Source organism: Rhodococcus sp. FH8 (genome assembly GCF_019266085.1).
GTDB lineage: Bacteria > Actinomycetota > Actinomycetes > Mycobacteriales > Mycobacteriaceae > Rhodococcus_F > Rhodococcus_F qingshengii.
Genome location: NZ_LPNQ01000026.1, coordinates 1 through 2,340, shown reverse-complemented (window position 1 = coordinate 2,340; position 2,340 = coordinate 1). Strand labels below are relative to the sequence as shown.

Sequence of the window (2,340 nt, the reverse complement as noted above, 5' to 3'; positions counted from 1 at the left end):
CGCCGGACTCTCCGACCGCGTTCTCGCGGCGGGATTCCCGGTAGCCGAACCCTCCGTGATGGGGTCGGCGGATCGCAGAGGAGTCGGTAAGACCGACGATCTCGACGCCGCTCGTATCGCCCGATCAGTTCTGTCTGTCGACATCGATCGACTGCGTCGACCACGAGCGGACGGATCGCGAGTGGCGATGCGCGTTCTCGTGGTCGCCCGAGAACAGATGACGTGTGAACGGACGCGCACCATCAATGCGTTGACGGCTTTGGTTCGCACCGTCGAACTTGGTGTGGATGCACGAAAATCGTTGACATACAGTCAGTTAAAGGAGATCGCAACCTGGCGGGCTCGGTCCGAGGACGCCACCACTGCGACGTGCCGAGCAGAGGCCGTGCGACTAGCCAAGAGGATTCGTGCGCTCGATGCGGAGTTGGTTGACAATCGAAAGTCTCTCGACGCATTGGTGAAGACCAATGCGCCGGAACTGACTGCCGCGGTCGGGGTCGGGGCAGTGGTTGCAGCGACTGTCCTGATCGCGTGGTCACATGCAGGTCGGGTGCGCTCCGAGGCCGCATTCGCCTCGCTCGCCGGGACCTGCCCGGTCCCGGCTTCATCAGGTAACACGGTGCGCTACAGGCTTAATCGGGGCGGTGACCGCCGATTGAACAGAGCACTGACCACGGTTGTGATCGTGAGGATGCGGGTTGATCCCCAAACTCGCACCTATGTCGAACGTCGACGAGGAGAAGGCCGCACGACCAAGGAGATCATGCGATCCCTCAAGCGTTACGTCACCCGGCAGCTGTACCGGACACTTGCCACTGCACACCCAATCTTGGAGTCTTGACAGATATAGAAGCATCCCGGCAAGTCCGGAGACTGAACCGTGCCGGGTTTCTTGCCGCTCCTATGCTGGCGACATCTCCGGCTGGAGAATCGATAGTTGAGAGTAATAGACGGCTTCGAACTCGTCGGGAGTGACGTAGTTCAAGGTGCTGTGCAGACGGCGGGTATTGAACCAATCCACCCATTCTATCGTCGCGAATTCGATGTCGTCGATCGTCTTGATCGCCCCTTGCAGAAACGGACTGCTCTTGGAAACTTCTTCTGTCTTGAACAGTCCGATTGTCGACTCCGCAAGGGCGTTGTCGTGGGCGTCGCCGACGCTTCCAATTGAAGCCGCAATCCCTTCCAGTGCAGCCGTTTCCGCGAAGGAAATTGATGTGCACTGATTGGGCTCAACCGGTGGAAGCAACACCTGAGGCCAGGAGGGTGTTGTGGGCAGACCATCGGATTGGGCGCGGGAGGTGACGGGCAGGGCTCCGATGAGGTCACCGAAGAGCGCCGGGCCATCCTCGGTCGAAGGACCGAGATTTCTTGGGACCAGATCGCCACAGGCAAGCTTCCTTGCGAGGCTGCTGACGCTGTCGGCGTGGGACAACCTGTGGGCCAGCGGTTGTTCCGGCACGCTGGCGGGCTGAGACCGTATCCATGGCCCGCGCCGGCAGGTACCTCTCTCTGGAAGAGCGTGAGGGCATCGCGATCCTGCGCGCCACCGGCCACGGGGCGCGCGCGATCGCGAGTGTCATCGGGAGGAGCCCGTCGACGATCTCGCGGGAGTTGCGGCGCAACGCTGCGACCCGGGGCGGCACGCTCGACTACCGTGCCAGCGTTGCGCACTGGAAAGCCGAGTTGTTTGCCCGTCGCCCAAAGTCCGCCAAGCTGGCTGAGAATGAGCGGTTGCGCGAGTACGTCGAGGACCGCCTTTCGGGCAAGATCACCCTGCCGGGCGGCGCTGCTGTCGCCGGACCGTTCGAACGGCAATGGAAGGGTTTGAACAAGCCGCATCGTCAGGACCTCCGATGAGTGAAAGCGTGTAGCCCGGAGCAGATTTCGCACCGGCTGCCCATCGACTTCCCGATGACGAGTCAATGCGGATCAGCCACGAGGTCATCTAAGCCTGGATCCACTGACGAGCCTCTGAAAGTCAATTCGAATCGAAGACAGCGGTGGCGGCGGGTCTGCGGATCGGGATACCCGCGTTTCTCAGCCATGTGGTCAGGGAACCATGGGATATGCCGAGATCGGCGGCGATCCCGGCTACGGTCGCGCCGTCGGTATCGCAGTACAGCGCGACGCAGTCGAGCTGTACTGGCATGGCCCCGTTCACTGGGGACATGCCAGTGACGCAGTCGCCGATATCGCTACGGAAACCGGCGTGGAGGAATGATCGAAACCTGTGGATCCCGGGAGGACGCACCTTCCCGGATGATGATCTGTACACGAACAGGATTCTGATCAAGTCCAGCGCGCCAACGCTGGCGGGAAGGTACGCCCGTGCTCACG

General features: G+C 61.7%; 3 protein-coding genes and 1 pseudogene. 3 read left to right on the top strand and 1 reads right to left on the bottom strand.

All coding sequences use genetic code 11. From position 1 onward, the window contains the following. Positions 1-841 (top strand): transposase (locus ATN38_RS00185; protein WP_195792048.1); only part of this gene is annotated, 841 nt, incomplete at its 5' end. Between the two features lie 60 nt (positions 842-901). On the opposite strand, the gene ATN38_RS33150 is transcribed toward ATN38_RS00185, so the two are convergent. After that, a complete protein-coding gene (locus tag ATN38_RS33150) occupies positions 902-1,462 on the bottom strand; it encodes an integrase core domain-containing protein (protein WP_080656784.1) in 561 nt (186 codons plus the stop codon). A 26-nt stretch (positions 1,463-1,488) separates the two neighbouring features. On the opposite strand from ATN38_RS33150, the pseudogene ATN38_RS00175 reads away from it, so the two are divergent. Together ATN38_RS00175 and ATN38_RS00170 are read left to right on the top strand one after the other, a co-directional pair. After that, a pseudogene (locus ATN38_RS00175) lies at positions 1,489-1,949 on the top strand (transposase); the annotation flags it as partial. Between the two features lie 113 nt (positions 1,950-2,062). Next, complete coding sequence (locus ATN38_RS00170; RefSeq protein WP_155277984.1) at positions 2,063-2,224, top strand: hypothetical protein; 162 nt, start codon at positions 2,063-2,065, stop codon at positions 2,222-2,224. Positions 2,225-2,340: the final 116 nt, after the last annotated feature.